Origin of the sequence: Delftia sp. Cs1-4 (genome assembly GCF_000214395.1) — a bacterium.
Taxonomy (GTDB): Bacteria; Pseudomonadota; Gammaproteobacteria; order Burkholderiales; family Burkholderiaceae_C; genus Comamonas; species Comamonas acidovorans.
Map to the genome: position 1 here is coordinate 80,474 of NC_015563.1, position 21,441 is coordinate 101,914.

Consider the following 21,441-nt stretch of genomic DNA (forward strand, 5'->3'; position numbering starts at 1 on the left):
GGATGCCGTGGGTTGCTGCCGCCGTCTCAGCGTGCGGGCAGAAACAGTGCCTTCAACTGATCGAAGCTCTGCTCCAGCGTCTGGCCGCTGGTATCCACCACATGGTCTGCCTTGGCGTAGAAGCCGGCGCGGCCTTCGAGGATGCTGCGCAGATCGTCCATGGCCTCGGGATTGGCGGCCATGGGGCGGGTGTCGCCCTGGGCCACGACGCGGGCCATGTGCTCCTCGGGCTGGGCCTTGAGCCAGACCGTGGTGCAGTGCGACAGCAGCTCGTTGAAGGTGGCCGGGTCGGAGACGATGCCGCCCGGCGTGGCGATGACCACGTCGCTGTAGATCTGCACGGCCTCCTCCAGCGCGCGGCGCTCGTAGCGGCGGTAGGCGTTGGCACCGTACAGGTCGTGGATGGCGCGCACGCTGCAGCCCGCAATGCGCTCGATTTCCTGGTTGAGTTCGAGGAAGGGCACGCCCAGCTGCTCGGCCAGCATGCGGCCCAGCGTGGACTTGCCCGCGCCGCGCAGTCCGATCAGGGCGATGCGCGTGTGGCGCTGGCGGTCGCTGGGCGCCGTGCCCAGCAGCTCGCCTGCGGCCAGGCGCACGCGGCGCAGATCCTCTTCATCGCGGCCTTCCAGCAGCTCGCGGATCAGCAGCCATTCGGCGCTGGTGGTGGTCACGTCGCCCAGCAGCTCGGCCATGGAGCATTGCAGGGCCTGTGCAATATGGTGCAGGACCAGCACCGACACATTGCCCGTGCCGTATTCGAGGTTGGCCAGGTGGCGCTCCGAGACATCGGCCGCCGCCGCCAGGGCGCGCCGCGTCATGCCCCGGCGCGAGCGCAGGCTGCGCACACGCTCGCCCAGCGCCTGCAGCACCTGGTTCCTGGGGGCTTCTGAGAGGGAATCCGCCGCCCCGGCGGACTGGGCTGCCGTCTCGAACTGGTCCATAGAGTTTCCTTGAAGAGGGCGTGAATGATAAACAGTCGGGGTTAACACCAGCCATGCAATATAGTGCTTGACGCTCGGTGTTGTTCTAACTATCTTTCTGATGCACGCACAATATTGCATGTTGTGCGGAAGATCACAAGTCGGGCCAGATGCCCGATGTCGAAGGAGACACCGATGATCGACTTCACCCAGCCCTTCAATTTCGCCGCGCACCTGTTCGCGCTCAATGAGGGGCGGCCCGGCAAGATCGCCTACATCGACGACCACGGCACGCTGAGCTACGGCCAGCTGCAGCAGCAGGCGCAGCGCATGGCCAGCGGCCTGCTGGCGGCGGGCATCCACCGCGAGGAGCGCGTGCTGCTGCTCATGCACGACCGCCATGAATGGGCCGTGGCCTTTCTGGGCGCGCTGTATGCGGGCGTGGTGCCGGTGGCGGTGAACACCTTGCTCACGGCCGACGACTACGCCTACATGCTGGGCCACAGCCGCGCCCAGGCCGTGCTGACCTGCGATGCGCTGCTGCCCCTGCTGCGCCAGGCGCTGGACCGGGCGCCCAACGAGGTGCGCCATGTCTGGGTGGCCGGCGACGAAGCGGCGGCGCGCGCCGCAGGCTTTGCGCCGCTGCAGCCCTGGCTGGCGGCGCAGCCGCCGCTGCCCGCACCGGCGCCCACGCTGGGCGATGACCCGGGCTTCTGGCTGTATTCCTCGGGCTCCACGGGCAAGCCCAAGGGCGCGGTCCACACGCATGCCAATCCGTACTGGACGGCCGAACTCTATGGCGGCCCGGTGCTGGGTCTGGGCGAGGGCGACATCTGCTTTTCCGCCGCCAAGCTCTACTTCGCCTACGGCCTGGGCAATGCCCTGAGCTTTCCACTGAGCGTGGGCGCCACCGTGCTGCTGATGGCCGAGCGGCCCACGCCCGAGGCCACCTTTGCGCGCTGGGTGCAGCACCGGCCCACGGTGTTCTTCGGCGCGCCCACGGGCTTTGCGGGCATGCTGGCCTCGCCGCTGCTGCCCGCGCGCGAGCAGGTCAGCCTGCGCATGTGCTCCTCGGCCGGCGAGGCGCTGCCGGCCGAGATCGCCCAGCGCTTCAAGGCGCATTTCGGCGCCGACATCGTGGACGGCATCGGCTCCACCGAGATGCTGCACATCTTCCTGTCCAACCGGCCCGACGACATCCGCTACGGCACCACGGGCAAGCCCGTGGACGGCTACCGCGTGGAGCTGCGCGGCGAGGACGGCCGCCCCGTGGCCGATGGCGAGGTGGGCGACCTGTTCATCCAGGGCCCCAGCGCCGCCCTCATGTACTGGGGTAACCGCGACAAGACGCGCGAGACCTTCCAGGGTGGCTGGCTCAAGAGCGGCGACAAGTACGTGCGCGACGCCGATGGCTACTACACCTATGCCGGGCGCAGCGACGACATGCTCAAGGTCAGCGGCATCTATGTCTCGCCCTTCGAGGTCGAGGCCACGCTGATGCAGCACCCGGCCGTGCTGGAGGCCGCCGTGATCGGCAAGACCGACGCCGACGGCCTGCTCAAGACCAAGTCCTTCGTCGTGCTCAAGGACGGCTGCAGCGCCACCGAGGCCGAGCTCAAGGCCTTCGTGAAGCAGCGCCTGGCCGCCTACAAGTACCCGCGCTTCATCGAGTTCGTGGACGAACTTCCCAAGACCGCCACCGGAAAGATCCAGCGTTTCCGCCTGCGTGAACGCGAAGCCAGCGTCGGCTGAACGGCCCCTTCCGATTCCCCTGACAAAAGCAAGACCCATCCACCACAAGGAGACACGCATGAACACCGATCGCAAACACTGGGCCGTCCTCGCCCTGACGGCCTCCCTGTCCTGCGGCGCATATGCGCAGGACAGGATCAAGGTCGGCTTCATGCTGCCCTACAGCGGCACCTATGCGGCGCTGGGCTCGGCCATAGAGAACGGCTTTCGCATGTTCGTGAATGAGCAGGGCGGCAGGCTGGGCGGGCGCGAGATCGAGTTCTTCAAGGTCGATGACGAGTCCGATCCGGCCAAGGCCACGGACAACGTCAACCGCCTGATCAAGCGCGACAAGGTCGATGTACTGGTGGGCACCGTGCATTCGGGCGTGGCCATGGCCATGGCGCGCGCGGCCAAGGAAAGCGGCACCGTGCTCATCGTGCCCAATGCGGGCGCCGATGCGGTCACGGGCGCCATGTGCGCGCCCAACATCTTCCGTTCGTCCTTCTCCAACTGGCAGTCCTCCTATCCCATGGGCGTGGTGGCCGCCAGGCAGGAAGGCAGGAAAACCGCCATGACCATCACCTGGAAATACGCGGCCGGCGAGGAGATGACCAATGCCTTCAAGGAAGGCTTCGAGAAAGAGGGCGGCAAGGTCAGCAAGCAGCTCACCGTGCCCTTTCCCAACGTGGAGTTCCAGGCCCTGCTGACGGAGATCGCGGCGGCCAGGCCCGATGCGGTGTTTGCCTTCTTCGCGGGCGCGGGCGCCGTCAAGTTCGTCAAGGACTACCACGCGGCCGGCCTGCACAAGACCATCCCGCTGTACGGCTCGGGCTTTCTGACCGACGGCACGCTGGAGGCCCAGGGCGAGGCCGCCCAGGGCGTGCTGACCACGCTGCACTACGCCGACGAGCTGGGCACGGAGCGCGACCGGCGCTTTCGCTCCGCCTATGCCCAGGCCTACAAGCTGATGCCCGATGTGTATGCCGTGCAGGGCTACGACGCCGCCCAGATGCTGGGCGTGGGCCTGAAGGCGGCGGGCGGCGACATCGCGAAGAAGGCCGAGTTCCGCCAGGCCATCGAGAAGGCCACCATCCCCAGCCCGCGCGGCGACTTCACCATCAGCAAGTCGCACAACCCCGTGCAGGACATGTACCTGCGCAAGGTCGTGGGCAAGGAGAACCAGCGCATGGGCGTGGCCATCAAGGCCCTGGGCGATACCGGCCGCGGCTGCCGCATGTGAGGCGCGGGGCGCACTCATATACGGACGCATACGGACATCGCCATGGACCTTGCCACCTTTCTCGTGCAGTGCCTGAACGCCGTCCAGTACGGGCTGCTGCTGTTCCTGCTGGCCTCGGGCCTGACGCTGATCTTCGGGATCATGGGCGTGATCAACCTGGCCCATGGCAGCTTCTACATGATCGGCGCCTACATGGCCTTTGCGCTGTCCCCGCTGCTGGGCCAGCACTTCATCACCATGCTGCTGGCGGGCGTGGCGCTGACCGTGGTGCTGGGCTATGCGCTGGAGTGGGCCTTCTTCAGCTACCTCTACGAGCGCGAGCACCTGCAGCAGGTGCTGATGACCTTCGGGCTGATCCTGGTGTTCGAGGAGCTGCGCTCGCTGCTGGCGGGCAACGACGTGCATGGCGTGCCGCTGCCCGGCTGGCTGTCGGGCAGCTTCTCGCTGGGCGGGCTCATGAGCTATCCGTGGTACCGGCTGTTCGCCTCGGGCGTGTGCCTGCTGGTGGCGCTGGCGCTGTACTGGGTGGTCAACCGCACGCGCCTGGGAATGATGGTGCGCGCGGGCGCCAGCAACCGCGACATGGTGCGCGGCCTGGGCATCGACGTGAAGCGCCTGTACCGCATCGTCTTCGCCATCGGCGTGGCGCTGGCGGCACTGGCAGGCATGATCGCCGCGCCCATGAGTTCGGTCTATCCGGGCATGGGCGGCAACGTGCTCATCATCTGCTTCGTGGTGGTGGTGATCGGCGGCATCGGCTCGATCACGGGCGCGCTGCTGGCCTCGCTGCTGGTGGGCTTTGTCGATACCTTCGGCAAGCTGTTCTTCCAGGAGCTCAGCGGCATGAGCGTCTACCTGCTGATGGCGGTGGTGCTGGTGTGGCGGCCCCAGGGCCTGATGGGGCAAAGGAGCTGAACAATGGCCGTATCCAATCCTTCTCCGGCCCTGCTGGCGGCCGCCGTGCAGCCCCTGCAGCCTGTGCAGCCCGCAGAGATGCCGCAGCGCGCCTGCCGATGGCAGGCCTGCGCCGTGCCGCTGGCCTGCGTGGCGCTGCTGGCGCTGGCCGGCCCCTGGTGGTCGGACTATCTGTCGGGCCTGGTGGTCAAGACCATGATCCTGGCCATCTTCGCGCTCAGCCTGCAGCTGCTGGTGGGTGGCACGGGCCTGGTGAGCCTGGGGCATGCGGCCTTCATGGGCCTGGGCGCCTATGCCGCCGTGCTGTCCGCAGGCAACGAAGGCGGCAGCCTGCCGGCCATGCTGGGCTGGGCGCTGCTGGCCTCGGGCGGCTATGCGCTGCTGGTGGGCCTGCTGAGCCTGCGCACGCGCGGCATCTACTTCATCATGGTGACGCTGGCCTTCGCACAGATGGCCTACTTCGTGGTCCACGACACGGGCATCGGCGGCGGCAGCGATGGCATCTACCTGATGGCCCGGCCCGCGCTGGGCGCCATCGACATGGAAATCCCGCGCGTGCAGTACTACGTGGTGCTGGCCGCCCTGGTGCTGGTCTATGCCTTCCTGGCCGGGCTGCGGCAGTCGCGCTTCGGCGCGGCGCTGGCGGGCATACGCGTCAACGAACAGCGCATGCGTGCGGCCGGCTTCACCACCTACGGGTACAAGCTCGCGGCCTTCGTGCTGGCCGGCATGCTGGCCGGCGTGGCCGGCTTTTTGCTGGCGGTGCGCGATGCCGTGGTCAACCCCGAGCTGCTGTCCTGGCACCACTCGGGCGAGGTGCTGCTGATGGTCATCCTCGGCGGCCTGGGCTCGCTGCGCGGTGCCGTGCTGGGCACGGTGGCCTTCATCGCGCTCAAGGAGGTGCTGTCCACGCATGCCATCGTCGGCCCCATGGCCGATCACTGGCAGCTGAGCCTGGGCCTGGCCATCATCGTGCTCGTGGCCCTGCTGCCGAAAGGACTGATGGGGCTGATCGGGCTGGCGGGCCTTGCACGGCAACGCGCTGGAGTGCACAACGAGGCCCACCACAAGGAGGTCGGACATGGCTGATGCGGCACTGCTTTCGGTGCGCGGCCTCACGCGCCGCTTCGGCGGGCTCACGGCCGTGGGCGGCGTGGACCTGGACCTGCACGAGGGCGAGGTCCATGCCGTGATCGGCACCAACGGCGCGGGCAAGTCCACCCTGGTCAACATGCTCTCGGGCGAGCTGGCGGCCAGCGCGGGGCGCATCGCGCTCGCCGGCCAGGACGTCACGCGCATGCCCCAGCCCCGGCGTGCGCGTGCCGGCGTGGGCCGCAGCTACCAGCGCACCACCATCTTTCCCGAGTTCTCGGCGCTGGAGAACTGCCGGCTCGCGGCCCAGGCGCAGATGGCGCTCAGGCCCTGGCAACTGGGCCTGTCCGCACAGCGCTGCGTGGCCAGCCTGCGCCAGGCCCATGCGGCCCTGGAGCGTGCGGGCCTGGCCGGGCAGGCGCTGGCCGTGGCCGGCACGCTGAGCCATGGCGCCAAGCGCCAGCTTGAAGTGGCCATGTGCCTGGCCACCGGCCCGCGCGTGCTGCTGCTGGACGAACCGCTGGCCGGCATGGGCGCCGAGGAGACCGAGCGCATGCTGGCCCTGCTGCAGGAGCTCAAGCGCGGCCATGCGGTACTGCTGGTCGAGCACGACATGGACGCCGTGTTCCGCATCGCCGACCGCATCACCGTGATGGTCAACGGCAGCGTGGTGGCCACGGGCACGCCCGCGCAGATCCGTGTCGATCCCGTGGTCCGTACTGCCTATCTCGGAGAAGACCATGACTGAGCCCATGTTCGCCATCGACGAGCTGCATACCTACTACGGCGACAGCCACATCCTGCAGGGCGTGAGCCTGGCGCTGGGCGCGGGCCAGGCCGTGGGCCTGCTGGGGCGCAACGGCATGGGCAAGACCACGCTGATCCGCACGCTCATGGGCTATGTGCCCGCGCGCCGTGGCCGCCTGCGCGCCGATGGCCGCGACTGCACGGGCGCACCGCCCGAGCGCATGGCGCGGCTGGGCATTGGCTATGTGCCAGAGGGGCGCGGCATCTTCCCCAACCTCAGCGTGCGCGAGAACCTGGTCATGAGCGCCCGCCCCGGCCTGCAGGGCGAGCGCCACTGGACGCTGGAGCGCGTGCTCGACACCTTCCCCCGGCTCGCGGAGCGCCTGGCCAACGGCGGCGACCAGCTCTCTGGCGGCGAGCAGCAGATGCTGTCCATAGGCCGCGCGCTGATGACGCACCCGCGCCTGCTCATCCTCGACGAAGCCACCGAAGGCCTGGCCCCCCTGGTCGTCGCCGAAATCTGGCGCGTGATCGCCGCCATCCGCAGCACCGGCATCTCCACCCTGATCGTGGACCGCGACTACAAAAAGGTCCTGGCCCACACCGACCGCGCCGTGGTCATGGCCAAGGGCCGACTGGCGCTGCAGGCCGACTCGCGGGAGCTGCTGGCGCAGCCGGAGCGCCTGTCGAAGTTGCTGGGGGTTTGATCAGGGCTGTGCCGCCACCGGCGGCTGCGCCGCGAGCTTGACGTTCTGCGCATGCGTGGGCGGCAGCAGCGCCATGGTCAGGCTGCAGGTGCAGGTCAGGCGGCCGGTTTCGTCGTGCAGTTCGATGGCCCAGACATGGGTGGTCTGGCCCAGGTGGACGGGGCGGGCCGTGCCCGTGACCCAGCCCTGGCGCGCGGCGCGCACATGGTTGGCCGAGACGTTCAGGCCCACGCTGCGCCAGCCCTCGGGGATGGAGCAGGCCGCGGCCACCGAGCCCAGGGTCTCGGCCAGCACTACGTTCACGCCGCCGTGCAGGATGCCGTAGGGCTGGCAGGTGCGCTGGTCCACGTGCACGCGGCCGCGCAGGAAGTCGTCACCGATCTCGGTGAACTCGATGCCCAGGTGCGAGACGGCCGTGTCGGCGCTCAGCGAGGTGATGTCTTCAAGGGTGAAGCTGCGCTTCCAGATCGGCATGGGAGAAGTCCTGTGGGTGCAACGAAAAAGACGGCCCCGTGGGCCGTCCTTGCATGCTACGCCAGTCCGGGCAGCCATGCCGATGGCCGCCTGTAGCCCAGGAGACTGCGCGCTGGCGCGCTAACGCGCTTGCGCGGTTCAGGCGCGCATGTCGCCCGTTTCGACAAAGCGCTGGTGCCAGCTCAGCGCTTCGCCCAGGATGTGCGGCGTGTGCAGCGCGCCCTGGCGCTGGGCGCGGTCGAAGTAGTCCTGCAGCTGGGGGCGGAAGTCGGGATGGGCGCAGCGGTCGATGATGACCTGGGCGCGCTTGCGCGGCGACAGGCCGCGCAGGTCGGCCAGGCCCTGCTCGGTGACGATGATCTGCGTGTCGTGCTCGGTATGGTCCACGTGCGAGCACATGGGCACGATGCAGCTGATCTTGCCGCCCTTGGCCACCGAGGGTGTGACGAAGAAGGACAGATAGCCGTTGCGCGCGAAATCGCCCGAGCCGCCGATGCCGTTCATCATCCCCGTGCCCATGACGTGGGTGGAGTTGATGTTGCCGTAGATGTCGGCCTCGATCATGGAGTTCATGGCGATCACGCCCAGCCGGCGCACCAGCTCGGGGTGGTTGCTGATCTCCTGGGGGCGCAGGATGATGCGCTCGCGGTAGAAGTCGATGTTCTCCTCGAAGTCCCTGTAGGCGCTGCCGGACAGCGAGATCGAGGTGGCCGAGGCGCGGCTCATCTTGCCTGCGCGCAGCAGGTCCAGCATGCCGTCCTGCAGCACCTCGGTGAAGCCCAGCAGGTTCTCGAACGGCCCCGTCAGCAGGCCGGCCAGCACGGCGTTGGCCACGTTGCCCACGCCCGACTGGATGGGCAGCATCTCCTTGGGCAGGCGGCCCATCTTCATCTCGTGCGCGAGGAAGTCGATGATGGACGCGGCGATCAGGTTGGAGTTGGCGTCGGGCTGGGCGAAGACGTTGTCGCGGTCGCCCTTGTGGGTCTCGACCACGGCGACCACCTTGGCCGGGTCCACGCGCAGGTAGGGCTCGCCGATGCGGTCATCGGCATGGGTCAGGGCAATGGGCACGCGGCGCGGCGGGATGGCCGTGCCGTAGTAGATGTCGTGCATGCCTTCCATCTTGGCCGGCGGCTTGGTGTTGACCTCCAGGATCACCTTGTCGGCGATCTCCAGCCAGGTCTTGTTGTTGCCCACGGCGGTGGAGGGGATGAGGCGCCCGTCCTCGGTCACGCCCAGCACCTCGACCACGGCCACGCTCATGGGGCCCAGGAAGCCGAACCACGCATGCTGGGCCACGTGGGACAGGTGCATGTCGATGAAGTCGATCTCGCCGGCATTGATCCTGGCGCGGCAGGTGGGGTCGGTGTTGAAGGGCAGGCGCTGGCCCAGTGCGCCGGCCTCGGCCAGGGCGCCGTCCATCTCGGCGGCCGTGGAGGCGCCGGTCCAGACATTGATCTTGTAGGGCCGGCCGGCCGCGTGTTCGTTCTTGGCGTGCTGGGCGATGGCTTGGGGCAGGGCCTTGGGGTAGCCCGCGCCCGTGAATCCGCTCATGCCGACGTTGACGCCGTGGGGGATCAGGGCGGCGGCCTGCTCGGCCGTCATGGTGCGCGAAAGGAATTCTGGGAAACGTACGCGGTCTGCGAGGGACATCTATGGCTCCGGCTGACGGCTCGCGCCAGCCGGCAGGGTGCCGCAGCGCTGGCTTGCAAGCCTAAAAAAAACCGCCCCATGCAAGAACGCAAGGGCGGTATATCTCCGGAAACCGATGGTAGCAGCGCTGGCAGCGGCCCTCGGGTTTCCCCGTAAAGGCCCTGCCGCGCAGTCAAAGGCTCAAAGAATGTTTGCGTGTGCTCACATTCAGTGAATCAGTGGCTGATCGTCGCGTGCGTGATCCAGCAGCGCGTACAGGATGATGGCACCGAAAGTCGCGGTCCCGATGCCGCCCAGCGCGAAGTCGCCGAACTTGAGCGTGAAGTCGCCCGTGCCCAGGATCAGGGTGATGGCCGCCACGATCAGGTTCTTGTTCTGCGAGAAGTCCACGCGGTTGTCCACCCAGATCTTGGCGCCGGCCACGGCGATCAGGCCGAACACCACGATGGACACGCCGCCCATCACGGGCAGCGGGATCGCCTGGATCAGCGCGCCGAACTTGGGCGAGAAGCCCAGCAGCACGGCCAGGACGGCGGCCACGAAGAACACGGCCGTCGAGTAGATGCGCGTGGCGGCCATCACGCCGATGTTCTCGGCATAGGTGGTCACGCCGGTGCCGCCGGCCGCGCCGCTGACCATGGTGGCCACGCCGTCGCCGATGAAGGCCCGGCCCATGTACTGGTCCAGGTTCTTGCCGGTCATGGCGGTCACGGCCTTGATGTGGCCCAGGTTCTCGGCCACCAGGATGATGACCACAGGCACGATGAGCACCATGGCCGGGCCGCTGAACACGGGCGCGTGGAACTGGGGCAGGCCGAACCAGGCGGCGTTGATCACGCCCGACAGGTCCACGGGCTTGCCCATGCCCAGCACATTGGTGAACAGGCCGTACAGCAGGCTGGCGGCGATCAGGCCCACCAGGATCAGCAGGCGCTGCACCATGCCGCGCGTGAACACGGCCACCAGGCCCACGCAGACGAAGGTCAGGGCCTGCATCCACGATTCGAAGTTGTTGGCCGCCATGTTCTTGACGGGGATGGCCGCCAGGTTCAGCCCGATCACGGCCACCACGGCGCCCGTGACCACGGGCGGCATGAAGCGCTCGATCCAGCGCGTGCCCACCATCTGCACCACCAGGCCGATCAGCGCATAGACCGCGCCGCAGGCAATGATGCCGCCCAGCGCCACGCCGATGTTGCCGTTGGCACCCTTGCCGCCATAGGCCGTGGCTGCGATCACCACGCCGATGAAGGCAAAGGACGAACCCAGGTAGCTGGGCACCTTGCCGCCCGTGATCAGGAAGAAGATCAGCGTGCCGATGCCGCTCATGAGCACGGCCACGTTGGGGTCGAACCCCATGAGGATGGGCGCCAGCACGGTGGAGCCGAACATGGCGATCACGTGCTGTATGCCCATCAGCCCGGTCTGGGGCCAGGGCAGGCGCTCATCGGGGCCGATCACGCCTCCCCGTTGCAGCTGGTTGGCGGATTTTTCCGTCCATTGGAAAAGGCCCATGTGGCATCGCTCCTTGTAAAAAATTGGCGCGATATTAGAGGCATTTGTTTTCTGGCAGGTGGGGTGGAGCGGAAATTTTTTCCCAGTGTTTGTGCGCAGATACGCGATCCGGCCCGCAGACTTTGTCGCCCAGGTGCCAGGCTAGTGGCTTTCCCGTCTGGGCTCGCGGGCAGCGCGCGCGTACCGTGGCCGGTCATGAGCCATACCCCTGCCTTCATCCCCCAGATCCGCCTGTACCAGGACTGGCTGCGCGAGCGCCACGGCCTGCAGTTCGACAGCTACGACGCCCTGTGGCGCTGGTCAGTGACCGACCTGGACGCCTTCTGGCAAAGCATCTGGGACTACAACGCGCTGCAGTCGCCCACGCCGCACACGGCCGTGCTGGAGCGCAACACCATGCCCGGCGCCCAGTGGTTTCCGGGTGCCCAGATCAACTACACGCGCCAGGCGCTGCGCCATGTGGATGCCGCCCATGCGGCCGGCATGCCCGCCGTGGTCAGCCGCAACGAGACGGGCCGCCACCGCGAGCTGTCCTGGCCCGACCTGCGCCGCCAGGTCGCCGCCCTGGCCCTGCACCTGAAGGCCCAGGGCGTGGGCCGCGGCGACCGCGTGGCTGCCTACCTGCCCAACATCCCCGAGGCCATGGTCGCCCTGCTGGCCACGGCCAGCCTGGGCGCCGTCTGGAGTATCTGCGCGCCCGACATGGGCACCAACGCGGTGCTGGACCGCTTTCGCCAGATCGCGCCCAAGGCGCTGATCGCCGTCGATGGCGTGCACTACGCCGGGCGCGATATCGACCGCATGGCCGTGCTGGCGGAGCTGCGCGCAGGCCTGCCCAGCGTGGAGCATGTGGTCCTTGTGCCCAACCTGGATCTGCAGGCGAGGCTGGCCGATGCCGCCGACTACGTGCAGGTCACGGCCCGCGACGACGCGGCCACGGCGGCCTTCGAACCCGAATGGCTGCCCTTCGACCACCCGCTGTGGATCGTCTACTCCAGCGGCACCACCGGCCTGCCCAAGCCCATCGTCCACGGCCATGGCGGCATGGTGCTGGTGGCCCTGCAGCTCAAGGCCCTGCACAACGACGTGGGCTGCAGCTACCACCCCAACAGCTGGGGTGAGCGCTACCACTGGTACAGCTCCACGGGCTGGGTGATGTGGAATGCCCAGGTCTCGGGCCTGCTGGGCGGCACCACCTGCGTGATCTTCGACGGCAGCCCCGGCGGCAGCAAGGACAGGCCCGACTGGGGCGTGCTGTGGCGCTTCGCGGCCGAGACCGGCGTGACCAGCTTCGGCTCGGGCGCGGCCTTCTACGCCAACTGCATGAAGGCCGGCGTGGACCTGGCCCAGTGCGGCGACCTGTCGCGCATCCGCAGCCTGGGCACCACGGGCTCGCCGCTGTCGCCGGAGGTGCAAAGCTGGGGCACGGCGCAGTTCGCAGGCATGGGGCGGCCTGACATCTGGTGGAACAACATCTCGGGCGGCACCGACTTCGCGGGCGCCTTCATCGGCGGCCACCGCGAACTGCCCCAGCAGCCGGGCATCATGCAGTGCCGCCAGCTGGGCGCGGCCGTGGAGGCCTGGAACGAGCAGGGCCAGCCCGTCATCGACGAGGTGGGCGAGCTGGTCTGCACCCAGCCCATCCCCTCCATGCCTCTGTACCTGTGGGGCGATGCGGACGGCAAGCGCTACCTGTCCAGCTACTTCGACATGTACCCGGCCGGCAATGGCCGCGCGCCCGGCGGCGGCGACGGCCCCGCCGCCATGGGCCCGGTCTGGCGCCACGGCGACTGGATACGCATCCTCCCGGAGGGCGGCTGCATCATCTACGGCCGCAGCGACGCCACCATCAACCGCCACGGCCTGCGCATGGGCACCAGCGAGATCTACAGCGCCGTCGAGGCCCTGCCCGAAGTGCTGGACTCCATGGTTGTGGACCTCGAATACCTGGGCCGCGAAAGCTACATGCCGCTGTTCGTGGTGCTGCGCCCGGGCGTGGATCTGGACGACGCCCTGCGCGCGCGCCTGCAGGGCGCCATCCGCCAGGCCCTGTCGCCGCGCTTCGTGCCCGACGACATCGTGCAGGTGGCCGAAATCCCGCGCACGCTCAGCGGCAAGAAGCAGGAGCTGCCCATCAAGAAGCTGATGCTGGGCCAGCCGCTGGACAAGGTGGTCAACAAGGAGGCCATGGCCAACCCGGGCTGCCTGGACTGGTACGTGGGCTTTGCGGCGCAGCATGCCAAGGCACAGGCCGCCTGATATTCAAACGGTATCAGTGGCGCGGTTTTTAATATTGGACTGCGACAGACCGGCTGCCTAGAGTGGGGTCCAACCATGGAGCCCTGCAATGAGCGTGCTTGATTCCCTTGCCCTGACCCGCATCCCCGCCGAGGACGAAGCCCTGCGCGCCGAGGTGCGCGCCTTCCTCGCCCAGGCCATAAGCGGCCTGCCGCCCCATGTGCGTGCGCGCTCCTGGGGCGGCTACAGCGCCGAACTGAGCCGGCAGCTGGGCGAAAAGGGCTGGATAGGCGTCACCCTGCCGCGCGAGTACGGCGGCGGCGGGCGCAGCGCCTTCACGCGCTACGTGCTGGTGGAGGAATACCTGGCTTGCGGCGCGCCCGTGGGCTCGCACTGGATTGCCGACCGCCAGAGCGGTCCGCTGATCCTCAAGTACGGCACCGAGGCGCAAAAGCGGTTCTACCTGCCGCGCATCTGCCGGGGCGAGGCCTTCTTTTGCATCGGCATGAGCGAGCCCGGCGCGGGCTCGGACCTGGCCAGCGTGAAGACGCGCGCCGCGCCGAACGGCAAGGGCTTCGTGCTCAACGGCCAGAAGATCTGGACCACCAACGCCCACCACTGCCACTACATGATCGCCCTGGTGCGCACCTCGGGCGAGGCGGGTGACCGGCACAAGGGGCTGTCCCAGGTCATCGTGGACCTGTCGCTGCCGGGCGTGACCGTGCGGCCCATCACCGACCTCTCGGGCGACAGCCATTTCTGCGAAGTCTTCTTCGACAACGTGCAGCTGCCGCCCGACGCCCTGATCGGCCAGGAAGGCCAGGGCTGGGAGCAGGTCACGGCCGAGCTGGCCTTCGAGCGCAGCGGGCCCGAGCGGCTGTTCTCCAGCATCGTGCTGTTCGACGAATGGCTGGCCTGGCTGCGTGCAACGGGCGAGCGCAGCGAAGGCGCGCTGCGCCTGGCCGGCCGCGTGTTCACCGAGCTGGCCCCGCTGCGCGCCATGTCGGTGGCCGTGCAGGACAAGCTGGTGCGCGGCGAAAGCCCCATCGTCGAGGCGGCCCTGGTCAAGGAGCTGGGCACGACGCTGGAACAGTCCATTCCCGCCGCCATCGCCGACGACCTGTTCGCACGCGAGGCGTCCGAGGTTCCGCTCGAGCTGTTGCGCACCCTCAACTACGTGACGGAGGTTGCGCCTTCGTATTCGCTGCGCGGCGGCACGCGCGACATCCTGCGCGGAATGATCGCGCGTGGTTTGGGGCTTCGTTGACACGAAGCGCCCCCTGAGCCGCTGCGCGTCTTCCCGTTGCACGGCGCCCCCTCTCGCTTCGCGGGGGGACGACACCCTCGGTGCGGGGCGGCGCGGCCGGCGTAGGCCCTTCCTCGGTGTCCCTGGTGTTAAAGGTGCGCCAGTTTCAAACGGAACGCCCAAGGCCTGGCGTCATGTGTCATGAATGGAGAGAGACATGGAAGACGATTTGTTTGCCGATGCCGCACGCCAGCTGCTGCAGGGCGAGTGCACGCCTGCGCGGGTGCGCGCCATCGAGGCCGGGGGGTCGCCCCGGGCGCTGTGGCAATCGCTGGAGCAGGCCGGCTTTGCCGATGCCCTGGTGCCTGAGGATGCGGGCGGCGCGGGGCTGGCGCTGGCGCAGCTGTTCGATGTGTGGTCGCAGGCCGGCGCCCATGCGCTGCCCGTGCCGCTGGGCGAGACCATGCTGGCGCGCGCGCTGCTGGCGGGGGAGGGCGCCGAGCACCCTTCAGGTGCCATCGCGTTGGCACAAGGCCTGCTCCAGCCGGATGGCAGCCTGCACTGCGCACCCGTGCGCCTGGGCGCGGTGGCGGACAGCGTGCTGGTGCAGCATGCGCAGGGCTGGAGCCTGCTGCCCGTGGCGCAGGCGCAGTCCGAGCCGGCGGCCTTCTGCCTGGACGTGAACCTGCGCTGGAGCGCCGATCAGGTCCGCGCAGCATCTGCTCCCGCTATCGCCCTGCCGGATGGGCTGGACCTGCGCACGCTGCAGGCCGGCCTGGTGGCGGCGCAGCTCGCGGGCGCGCTCATGGAGGTGTTCCAGCGCACGCTGCAGTATGCGAATGACCGCCAGCAGTTCGGCCGCCCCATCGGCAAGTTCCAGGCCATTCAGCACCAGCTGGCGGTGATGAGCGAGCATGTCTTCGCCGCGCGCATGGCGGCCCGGCTGGGCTGCGCGGGGCAGGGCATCTTCCCCGAGCGGCTGCGCGTGGCCGTGGCCAAGGCGCGCTGCAGCCAGGCCGCGCTGGCCGTGGCCGAGGCGGCCCACGCCATCCACGGCGCCATGGGCTTCACCGAGGAATACGACCTGCAACTGCTCACCCGCCGCCTGCATGCCTGGCGCCAGACGGCCGGCTCCGAGTCGTACTGGCACGGTGTGGCAGGCGCCGCGCTGGTCCATGGCCACGCGGGCAGCACGCTGGACCTGATCCGTTCGACCACCGACATCACCTCATAAACCCTTGCTCAAGGAGTCTTCTCCATGTCCTTTCTGAACATCGCCCGCGACGGCGCCATCTGGACCCTCACCATGAACCAGCCCGAGACGCGCAATGCGCTCACGGGCAACACGGCCGTGGAGGAATTCGTGCAGGTCTGCGACGAGATCCGGCGCGATGCCTCGGTCAAGGCCGTCATCCTCACGGGCGCCGGCCCCATCTTCAGCTCGGGCGGCAACGTCAAGGACATGCAGCGCTTCTTCGACGACGCGCTCACGCCCGATGCCATCCGCGAGGAGTACCGCCAGGGCATACAGCGCATTCCGCGTGCCCTCAACCAGCTGGACGTGCCCGTGATCTGCGCCATCAACGGCCCGGCCATCGGCGCGGGGCTGGACCTGACCTGCATGTGCGACATCCGCATCGCCAGCGAGACGGCCACCTTTGCCGAGAGCTTCGTGCGCGTGGGCATCGTCCCCGGGGACGGCGGCGCCTGGCTGCTGCCGCGCGCCGTGGGCCGCGCCAAGGCGGCCGAGATGGCGTTCACGGGCGAGGCCATCGATGCGCAGCAGGCCCTGGCCTGCGGCCTGGTCAGCCGCGTCGTGTCGGCGGACCAGCTGCTGCCCACGGCGCGTGCGCTGGCCGACAAGATCGCCGCCAACCCCGGCGCCGTGATGCGCATGACCAAGCGCCTCTTGCGCGAGGGTGAACACAGCACGCTGGAGTCGCTGCTGGAGCTGTCGGCCGGCTACCAGGCCCTGGCCCACAAGACCGCCGACCACCGCGAGGCCGTGATGGCCTTCGTGGAGAAGCGTAAGCCCCGGTTTCAGTGACCGGGCCCGCCCGGCCCCCGCCACGGGGGCATGGGCCGTGTGTGACACAACACAAATGGACACTCCCCGGTGCCGGCCTCCCGGCGGGAGTGGGCGCCCATGTACTGCGCACACAGTACACTTTGCGCGTCGAGAGGCAACTCTCCCATCCACCGCACTCCCAGTCCCATGGCCGTTGAAACGACGAGTACTGCCCGCCCCAGCTTCGACCTCAAGAGCGCGCAGCTGCCCGTGGTGGCCGTGGCCCTGCGGGATACCGACGTACGTGCGCTCGTGGCCGACCTGGCCCAGCGCCTGGCCGACGACCCGGATTTCTTCGACAACGACCCCGTGTTGATCGACCTGGCCCATGTGCGCGAGGCCGAGGAGGCCATCGACTTCGCCGTGCTCGTGGAGGCGCTGCGCTTTCACCGCACCGTGCCCGTGGCCGTGCGCGGCGGCAGCCCGGCGCAGATGGAGGCGGCGCGTGCCGCAGGCCTGGCGCCCGCGCCCGAGGCCGCACCCGTGCGGCCCACGGTGCCCGAGATCGAAATCCAGGAAGTCGTGCGCGAGATCGAGGTGGTGCGCGAGGTGCCTGCTCCCCAGGCCGACGCCCTCATCGTGGACAAGCCGCTGCGCTCGGGCCAGCGCGTCTATGCGCGCGGCACCGACATCGTGGTGCTGGCCATGGTCAGCTATGGCGCCGAAGTCATCGCCGACGGCAACGTCCATGTCTACGCGCCGCTGCGCGGCAGGGCCATCGCCGGGGCACGCGGCAACACCGAGGCGCGCATCTTCAGCACCTGCATGGAAGCACAGCTGCTGTCGATTGCCGGCATCTATCGCACAATCGAGACCGATCTCCCGGCGGACGTGGCTGCCAGGCCCGCCAAGGTGCGTCTCGACGGCGAGAAAATCCTCATCGAGCCGGTATGACACCGGACCCCTCTTCTTTGCTCTCCAGTCTTTAAGGAACCGTGCAAACATGGCCAAAATAGTCGTCGTGACCTCCGGCAAGGGTGGCGTGGGCAAGACCACCACCAGCGCCAGCTTCGCATCGGGCCTCGCATTGCGCGGGCACAAGACCGCCGTCATCGATTTCGACGTGGGCCTGCGCAACCTGGACCTGATCATGGGCTGCGAGCGCCGCGTGGTCTACGACCTGATCAACGTCATCCAGGGAGAGGCCAACCTCAACCAGGCCCTGATCAAGGACAAGCAGTGCGACAACCTCTTCGTGCTGGCCGCCTCCCAGACGCGTGACAAGGATGCGCTCACGCAGGACGGCGTCAAGAAGATCCTGGACGACCTGGCGGGCATGGACTTCGAGTACATCATCTGCGACTCGCCGGCTGGCATCGAAAGCGGCGCCCTGATCGCCATGCACTTCGCCGACGAGGCCCTGGTCGTGACCAACCCGGAAGTCTCCTCGGTGCGCGACTCCGACCGCATCCTGGGCATGCTCAGCTCCAAGACCGCGCGCGCCATCGCGGGCGAGAGCGTCAAGGAACACCTGCTGATCACGCGCTACAACCCCAACCGCGTGCAGGACGGCCAGATGCTGTCGCTGGAGGACATCCAGGACATCCTGCGCATCGAGCTGATCGGCGTCGTGCCCGAGTCCGAAACCGTGCTGCAGGCCTCCAACCAGGGCATTCCCGCCGTGCACATGCAGGGCTCGGACGTGGCCGAGGCCTACCAGGACGTGGTGGCACGCTTCCTGGGCGAGGAAAAGCCCATGCGCTTCACCGAAGCGCAAAAGCCCGGCTTCTTCAAACGCATGTTCGGGGGGAGGTAAGCGGCCATGTCCATGCTCTCTTTCCTGCTCGGAGAAAAGAAGAAGACGGCCTCGGTGGCCAAGGAGCGCCTGCAGATCATCCTCGCGCGTGAGCGCGTGGGCGGCAATGGCGGCGGTCCCGACTACCTGCCTGCGCTGCAAAAGGAGCTGATGGCGGTGATCTCCAAGTACGTGGACATCGACGTCAACGACATCAAGGTGCACCTGGAGCGCCAGGAAAACCTCGAAGTGCTCGAAGTCAAGATCGAACTGCCCGACGCCTCGCGCTGAGCGCCGCCCGGCGCCGTGCTCAGCCCAGGCGCAGCGTGCAGCGCAACCCGCCCAGCGGGCTCGGTCCCATCTCCAGCGATCCACCATAGGTCTCGGCGATGTCGCGCACGATGGCCAGGCCCAGGCCGTGGCCCTGGGCCTGTTCGTCGAAGCGGACACCGCGTTCCATGGCCTGCGCGAGATGCTCCGGCGCCAGGCCTGGGCCGTCGTCATCGATCTGCAGCAGCGTCGTCGTGCCGCCCTGGCACACGGCCAGCGTGACGCGGCTGCGCGCCCACTTGCCGGCGTTGTCCAGCAGGTTTCCCGCCATCTCCTCCAGGTCCGAGGCCGCGCCGCGCCAGCGCAGCCCATGGCCGGGCAGCGGCGTGGAGGTCTGGATGGACCAGGACAGGCGCCGCTGGGCGTGGATCTGGCGCATGGCATCCAGCAGCCGGGCCAGCACCTCATCCAGCGCCACACTGCCGGCGCTGCCGGCGCCGCTGGCGAAGCGCGCCAGATGGCGGTCGATGGTGTGGGACATGGCCTGTACCTGGTCACGCAGCCACGGGCCATCGACCTGATGGCCGCGTGCCTGGATGCCGAGCACGGCCAGCGGCTTCTTGAGCGCATGGCTCAGGTCGGCCGCCTGGTGGCGCGCGCGCTCCACGACCTGGGCATTGCGCTGCAGCACCTGGTCCACGGCCTCGGCAATCGGGTCCAGGTCGGGGCCGAAGTGCCGCCCCAGCTGCGTGCGTGTGCCGTCTTCCATGTCCTGCAGCGCCTGCTGCAGGCTGCGCAGCGGCTGCAATCCCAGGCGCACCAGCGCCACCGTGCACAGCAGCAGCGCGGCGACCAGGCCCAGCTCGGTGACCAGCAGGATGCGGTCGATGCGGCGCCATTCCTGGCGCGTACCGTCCAGCGGGCCGAAGACATGCAGCTGCACGCGCCTGCCCGCGACATCGAAGCTGCGGCGCAGGCCCAGCAGTTCGCGCCCCTGCGGCCCGCGCAGCGACAGCAGCGTCTCGCTGCCCTTGTGCCGGGGCCAGGGACGGGCGTCGTCCAGCTCCAGGCTGTCGTCCCAGACCGAGCGCGACTGCTGCAGCCGCCCGTCCTGCTCCAGTGTCCAGTACCAGCCCGAGAAAATGCGGCCGAACTCGCCGCGATTGAGCCGCGTGCCCTGTCCGGTCAGGGGCCCCGGGGACTGCAACTCGGCCTGCAGCCGCTCGGCACGGTCCTGCAGGCCGGCCTTGAAGCCGCGCAGCACCGCATCGTGCAACTGCTCGCGCAGCAGCCAGCTGGCGGCCGTGCCGCAGGCCAGCGTGGCCACCAGGCTCAGTGCCAGCAGGCGCTCCGACAGGCCCCAGTGCCTAGGACGCATGGTCGCCGCTGGCCTGCTGCAGGCGAAAGCCCCGTCCGCGCTCGGTATGGATCAGGCCATGCGGGGACAGTTTGCGGCGGATGCGGCCGACCAGCACGTCCACGGTGTTGGAGTCCGGGTCCAGGTCGCGTGCGTAGACATGCTCGCTGATGTCGGCGCGGCTGACGAGCTGTCCATGCCGGTTGGTCAGAAAGCTCAGGATGCGTTGCTCCTGCGCGGTCAGCGCAAGCGGCCGTCCTTCGAGCGTGAAGCGGTCTGCCATGGTGTCGTAGGCCAGCGGGCCTATCTGCACCAGGGGCCGGCTGCCGCCTGCTGCGCGCCGGTGCAGCACGCGCAGCCGCGTGACGACCTCCTCGTGCAGAAAGGGCTTGGTCAGGTAGTCGTCTGCGCCGGCCTGGAAGGCCGTGAGCTTGTCGCTCCAGCGGTTGCGGGCCGTGAGCACCAGCACGGGAAAGGAGCGGCCCTGCTCGCGCCAATGGCGCAGCACCGAGACGCCGTCCTGTCCTGGCAGCCCCAGGTCCAGCAAGGCGGCGTCATAGTGTTCGACGCTGCCCAGTTCCTGGGCGAGGCGGCCGTCCGCGCAGCACTCGGCCAGCATGCCGGCCTCCTGCAGGATGGCCTGCAGGCCTGCAGCAAGATCGGCGTCGTCTTCGACGATGAGCACCCGCATCAGCGCAGTCCGTCCTCTTCGATGGGCTGGCCGCTGTACGCATCCACATGCACTTCGATGCTGCGGCCGGCGCTCAGCTGCAACTCGACCTCGTAGTAGGCGCGCTGCCGGACGTCGATCTTGAGCTCGGCCTCTGTGGCGCGGGCCTGGTACTTGCGCTCCAGTTCCTCAAGAATGCGCGGCAGCGGTTGCAGCGTGGCGGCCTGCTCCCGGCTCAGGACAGGCTCCACCAGGATGCGGCCCGTCTGGGCGTCGGCGCGCAGCAGCTGCTCACGGCCTTCGCGCGTGAGCAGCTGGATCTCGTAGTAGGGCCTGGGGCTGCGCGTTTCCTCCAGCTCGATCTGCAGCACGGTGCCGGGATGCAAGCGGGTGACGGCTGCCGCCACGGCGGACATGGGTATCAGCACGGCGGTGGTCGCGCCCGGCCGGGGGATGTCCTGTCCCGTGACTGCATCGATATAGATCTCCGTGCGCTGGCCATTGGCAAGCTTGATTTCGTACCAGCGCCGGCCGTCGGCGCCGCGCTCGAGTTCGATGTCGATGACGCGCCCTTTGTGGCGCTGCTGCACGTCCTGGAGGATTTCCGCCAAGGGCCGCAGGCGCTTCGACTGCACCTCGCGGCGCACGCTTTCATGCTCCGCTGGCGTGGTGGCAGAGGCGGGCGCCAGCGGCAAGGCCAGCAAGGCAGCAAGTGCGAGGCGGAGTTTCACGGCCACGCATCTTATGTGCACGTTCTTAAACAGTGCATGAACGCGCCATTCATGCGCGGTTTAGGCGCCTTTGCCGACACTGCAGGCGGTTGCACCGATGGCCCCGCCGCGGTGCCTTTTCATCTGTTT

At 68.5% G+C, this 21,441-nt stretch carries 20 protein-coding genes; 13 read left to right on the plus strand and 7 right to left on the minus strand.

All coding sequences use genetic code 11. The features are described from left to right. Positions 1-26: 26 nt before the first annotated feature. Complete coding sequence (locus DELCS14_RS00365; protein WP_013799986.1) at positions 27-941, minus strand: helix-turn-helix transcriptional regulator; 915 nt, start codon at positions 939-941, stop codon at positions 27-29. A gap of 174 nt (positions 942-1,115) precedes the next feature. Between DELCS14_RS00365 and DELCS14_RS00370 the strand changes: the two genes are divergently transcribed. From DELCS14_RS00370 to DELCS14_RS00395, 6 genes are read left to right on the plus strand one after another with little or no spacing between them, the layout of a single operon-like run. Continuing rightward, positions 1,116-2,672: a benzoate-CoA ligase family protein gene (locus tag DELCS14_RS00370; protein WP_013799987.1), complete on the plus strand. Its 1,557-nt coding sequence runs from the start codon at positions 1,116-1,118 to the stop codon at positions 2,670-2,672. A gap of 58 nt (positions 2,673-2,730) precedes the next feature. Beyond that, complete coding sequence (locus DELCS14_RS00375) at positions 2,731-3,894, plus strand: ABC transporter substrate-binding protein (protein WP_013799988.1); 1,164 nt, start codon at positions 2,731-2,733, stop codon at positions 3,892-3,894. Between the two features lie 42 nt (positions 3,895-3,936). Continuing rightward, positions 3,937-4,809, plus strand: a complete 873-nt coding sequence (locus DELCS14_RS00380) for a branched-chain amino acid ABC transporter permease (RefSeq protein WP_013799989.1) — start codon at positions 3,937-3,939, stop codon at positions 4,807-4,809. Between the two features lie 3 nt (positions 4,810-4,812). Further along, positions 4,813-5,898, plus strand: a complete 1,086-nt coding sequence (locus tag DELCS14_RS00385; protein WP_013799990.1) for a branched-chain amino acid ABC transporter permease — start codon at positions 4,813-4,815, stop codon at positions 5,896-5,898. Continuing rightward, positions 5,891-6,649 carry an ABC transporter ATP-binding protein gene (locus DELCS14_RS00390; protein ID WP_013799991.1) on the plus strand — a complete coding sequence of 253 codons (759 nt, stop codon included), beginning with the start codon at positions 5,891-5,893 and terminating at the stop codon, positions 6,647-6,649. Before DELCS14_RS00385 ends, DELCS14_RS00390 begins: the two co-directional genes overlap by 8 nt. Before the next feature lie 4 nt (positions 6,650-6,653). Next, positions 6,654-7,355 (plus strand): ABC transporter ATP-binding protein, encoded by a 702-nt coding sequence (locus DELCS14_RS00395; protein ID WP_043795642.1) that lies wholly within the window; start codon positions 6,654-6,656, stop codon positions 7,353-7,355. On the opposite strand, the gene DELCS14_RS00400 is transcribed toward DELCS14_RS00395, so the two are convergent. From DELCS14_RS00400 to DELCS14_RS00410, 3 genes are all read right to left on the minus strand, one after another. Next, positions 7,356-7,829: a hotdog fold thioesterase gene (locus DELCS14_RS00400; RefSeq protein ID WP_012202024.1), complete on the minus strand. Its 474-nt coding sequence runs from the start codon at positions 7,827-7,829 to the stop codon at positions 7,356-7,358. It abuts the gene before it with no gap. Between the two features lie 138 nt (positions 7,830-7,967). Further along, positions 7,968-9,482, minus strand: a complete 1,515-nt coding sequence (locus DELCS14_RS00405) for an acetyl-CoA hydrolase/transferase family protein (protein ID WP_013799993.1) — start codon at positions 9,480-9,482, stop codon at positions 7,968-7,970. Between the two features lie 207 nt (positions 9,483-9,689). Next, positions 9,690-10,997, minus strand: coding sequence for a solute carrier family 23 protein (locus tag DELCS14_RS00410; protein ID WP_012202026.1), 1,308 nt, complete (start codon positions 10,995-10,997; stop codon positions 9,690-9,692). Positions 10,998-11,192: 195 nt separating this feature from the next. On the opposite strand from DELCS14_RS00410, the gene DELCS14_RS00415 reads away from it, so the two are divergent. From DELCS14_RS00415 to minE, 7 genes are all read left to right on the plus strand, one after another. Then, positions 11,193-13,256, plus strand: a complete 2,064-nt coding sequence (locus tag DELCS14_RS00415; protein ID WP_013799994.1) for an acetoacetate--CoA ligase — start codon at positions 11,193-11,195, stop codon at positions 13,254-13,256. A gap of 88 nt (positions 13,257-13,344) precedes the next feature. Continuing rightward, positions 13,345-14,502: an acyl-CoA dehydrogenase family protein gene (locus DELCS14_RS00420; protein ID WP_013799995.1), complete on the plus strand. Its 1,158-nt coding sequence runs from the start codon at positions 13,345-13,347 to the stop codon at positions 14,500-14,502. 196 nt (positions 14,503-14,698) lie between these two features. Further along, the gene (locus DELCS14_RS00425) at positions 14,699-15,715 is read left to right on the plus strand and encodes an acyl-CoA dehydrogenase (protein ID WP_013799996.1); all 1,017 of its coding nucleotides are present in this window, start codon (positions 14,699-14,701) and stop codon (positions 15,713-15,715) included. Positions 15,716-15,739: 24 nt separating this feature from the next. Next, positions 15,740-16,528 (plus strand): crotonase/enoyl-CoA hydratase family protein, encoded by a 789-nt coding sequence (locus DELCS14_RS00430; RefSeq protein WP_013799997.1) that lies wholly within the window; start codon positions 15,740-15,742, stop codon positions 16,526-16,528. Between the two features lie 168 nt (positions 16,529-16,696). After that, positions 16,697-17,443 (plus strand): septum site-determining protein MinC, encoded by a 747-nt coding sequence (gene minC, locus DELCS14_RS00435; protein ID WP_013799998.1) that lies wholly within the window; start codon positions 16,697-16,699, stop codon positions 17,441-17,443. Positions 17,444-17,492: 49 nt separating this feature from the next. Further along, the gene (gene minD / locus DELCS14_RS00440) at positions 17,493-18,305 is read left to right on the plus strand and encodes a septum site-determining protein MinD (protein WP_012202032.1); all 813 of its coding nucleotides are present in this window, start codon (positions 17,493-17,495) and stop codon (positions 18,303-18,305) included. 6 nt (positions 18,306-18,311) lie between these two features. Beyond that, positions 18,312-18,575 (plus strand): cell division topological specificity factor MinE, encoded by a 264-nt coding sequence (gene minE, locus DELCS14_RS00445; RefSeq protein ID WP_012202033.1) that lies wholly within the window; start codon positions 18,312-18,314, stop codon positions 18,573-18,575. Between the two features lie 19 nt (positions 18,576-18,594). On the opposite strand, the gene DELCS14_RS00450 is transcribed toward minE, so the two are convergent. Genes DELCS14_RS00450 through DELCS14_RS00460 form a run of 3 tightly spaced genes read right to left on the minus strand, consistent with a single transcriptional unit; the run spans position 18,595 to position 21,312 of the window. Beyond that, positions 18,595-19,932, minus strand: coding sequence for a sensor histidine kinase (locus DELCS14_RS00450; RefSeq protein ID WP_013799999.1), 1,338 nt, complete (start codon positions 19,930-19,932; stop codon positions 18,595-18,597). Beyond that, a complete protein-coding gene (locus tag DELCS14_RS00455) occupies positions 19,922-20,602 on the minus strand; it encodes a response regulator transcription factor (RefSeq protein WP_013800000.1) in 681 nt (226 codons plus the stop codon). Before DELCS14_RS00455 ends, DELCS14_RS00450 begins: the two co-directional genes overlap by 11 nt. After that, positions 20,602-21,312, minus strand: a complete 711-nt coding sequence (locus DELCS14_RS00460) for a PepSY domain-containing protein (RefSeq protein WP_224986229.1) — start codon at positions 21,310-21,312, stop codon at positions 20,602-20,604. The genes DELCS14_RS00455 and DELCS14_RS00460 overlap by 1 nt, the downstream gene beginning before the upstream one ends. Positions 21,313-21,441 lie beyond the last annotated feature (129 nt).